This window comes from Bacillus sp. MBGLi79 (assembly GCF_002953915.1).
Map to the genome: position 1 here is coordinate 4,030,368 of NZ_CP026521.1, position 2,364 is coordinate 4,032,731.

The following is a 2,364-nucleotide window of genomic DNA, read 5'->3' on the forward strand; positions in this document are numbered from 1 at the left end:
CGATTTCATGATCACTATGCATTGCATTTCTCTTTAAAATGAACAGGGAGATCAACAAAAAAACTTTTAGCAAAAGAAAAGCTTTGCTGAGAACTTTTCCTAATTCCTATTGTTTGTCTTTGCTCCGTTTCACTGCAAAACATATTGCGAGGACGGCTGCGATAAGAGAGGCAGCTCCGCATGCCAGCTTGATCAGCGGTTTCAACAATATCAACTCCATCTGTTTTCGGTATATGTGTAAAGTATAAAAGGGATTCATATCCAAAGACAGCTTATGCTTAGGATTTTAAAGAAATTTTAAGGAAATAAGTCCTGCGCCGCCCGGTTGACAATGAAAAGCCGCTCCACTAAAATGAATGATAGTCATTCATTTTTAGGGAGGTCTGCAACATGCCAAAGCAAACGTCCGGGAAATATGAAAAGATTTTGCAGGCGGCCATTGAAGTCATTTCTGAAAAGGGGCTGGATAAGGCGTCGATTTCAGATATCGTGAAAAAAGCAGGTACTGCGCAGGGCACTTTTTATCTTTATTTCTCATCCAAAAATGCATTGATTCCCGCGATCGCGGAAAATCTTCTGACACATTCTTTGGACCATATTAAGAGCAAGGTCGACGGAACCATGTCTTTCTGGACCGCCTTGGACATCATGATCGATGAGACGTTCAACATGACGGAACTTCATCAGGATATTATCGTTCTTTGCTACTCAGGTCTTGCCTTTGACCATTCGATGGAAAAATGGGAGGCGATCTATCAGCCTTATTATTCCTGGCTTGAAGGACTTATTGAAAAAGCAGTTGAGAAAAACGAGGTCATTCCGGACATCAATGTGCGCTGGACGGCCAGAACGATTATCAACTTTGTCGAAAACACAGCGGAACGTTATTACATCGGGGCGGAAAAAGACGAAGAGCTCAGTGTGTTCAAAAAAGAAATATTTACTTTTCTGAAGAGAAGCATAGGAACCAAGTGAAAAATGACCGGCTGCAGCTGTTCATTTTTTATCGGCCTAAAAATGACTGACGTTCATTCACAACAGGAAGGGTGGTATCATTGAGGTGGCTCCTCGTCATTATTGCGGGTTTTTTGGAAGTGGTTTGGGCCTCAGGTCTTAAACATGCGGATTCCTTCGCCGATTGGCTGATGATCTTTGTACTGATCGCGGCAAGTTTTCTCATGCTGATACGATCTTACAGGAACATTCCGATGGCGTCGGCTTATACCGTATTTGTCGGAATCGGAACGGCCGGCACATATGTGACGGGTGTTTTTATGGGCGAACCCTTTTCAGGAGGGCAAATATTTTTTTTGATCGTGCTGTTGGGAGGCATTATTGGCATGAAAATGTTTACAAAAGAGAACAATACCCAGTCAGGGGGTGATTGATCATGCCGTGGTTATTTTTGGTGATTTCTGGAATCGAAGAGGTCATTGCCGCCATCGCTATGAAATATGTAGACGGCACAAGAAAAAAATGGCCGATTATTGTCATGGTATTGGGGTTTGCTTTGTCTTTTTTCTGCCTTTCGAAAGCCATGCAGGCACTTTCAGCCGGTGTTGCCTATGCCGTTTGGACCGGGATCGGCAGCATCGGCATTACGGCAGTCAGCTTATTTTGGTTTAAGGAGCGGATTCGCGCTCCGCAGCTCATCTCACTTGGCTTTATTATAATCGGGGTGATCGGCCTGCGCCTTACATCATCTTAAATTTTAATTTATATTGGAGGTTGCTGATATGTTCAATCAGCTTAAATTGCGTCCGCTCGAAAGAGAAGACCTTCCGTTTGTCCACCGTCTTAACAACGATGCGAAGATTATGTCGTATTGGTTTGAAGAACCGTATGAGACTTTTGTTGAGCTGCAGGATTTGTTTGACAAACACATTCATGACCAAAGCGAACGGCGCTTTATCATAGAGAAAGAGACTGAGATGATCGGATTGGTTGAGCTGGTCGAAATTGATTATATTCACAGACGGGCGGAGTTTCAAATCATCATTGATCCCGAGCATCAAGGGAACGGGTATTCGTCAAGCGCAACGTATTTGGCGATGAACTACGCGTTTTCCGTTTTGAATTTGCACAAATTGTATTTGATCGTCGACGAAGATAATGCAAAAGCGATTCACTTGTATAAAAAGGCAGGGTTCACAATCGAGAGCGAGCTGCAGGATGAATTTTTCGTTGACGGCTATTATCGTAACGCTATTAGAATGTGCATTTTTCAGGATGAATTTTTATCACTTAAAAAAAGCAAAAAGGAAGGCATGCAAGGATAAACAAAAGAGATGGCTGCCATTCCTGCAGGTTGCCCAAGTGAAGGCATCGGCGACAGTGATATCCGCGTAAACTTTGGTGGTGTTA

At 43.1% G+C, this 2,364-nt stretch carries 4 protein-coding genes; all 4 read left to right on the top strand.

The genetic code is table 11. The annotated features are described in order from the left end of the window. The first annotated feature begins 390 nt into the window (after positions 1-390). The 4 genes from C1T29_RS20590 to speG all read left to right on the top strand — a co-directional run bounded on the left by C1T29_RS20590 (position 391) and on the right by speG (position 2,279). Positions 391-975 (top strand): TetR/AcrR family transcriptional regulator, encoded by a 585-nt coding sequence (locus C1T29_RS20590; protein ID WP_020451571.1) that lies wholly within the window; start codon positions 391-393, stop codon positions 973-975. A gap of 80 nt (positions 976-1,055) precedes the next feature. Next, positions 1,056-1,388: a DMT family transporter gene (locus C1T29_RS20595; protein ID WP_208945543.1), complete on the top strand. Its 333-nt coding sequence runs from the start codon at positions 1,056-1,058 to the stop codon at positions 1,386-1,388. A gap of 2 nt (positions 1,389-1,390) precedes the next feature. Then, positions 1,391-1,708, top strand: a complete 318-nt coding sequence (locus C1T29_RS20600; protein ID WP_020451573.1) for a DMT family transporter — start codon at positions 1,391-1,393, stop codon at positions 1,706-1,708. Between the two features lie 28 nt (positions 1,709-1,736). Next, on the top strand, positions 1,737-2,279 hold the full coding sequence (gene speG / locus C1T29_RS20605; RefSeq protein ID WP_020451574.1) for a spermidine N1-acetyltransferase: 543 nt from the start codon (positions 1,737-1,739) through the stop codon (positions 2,277-2,279). The last annotated feature ends 85 nt before the right edge of the window (positions 2,280-2,364 follow it).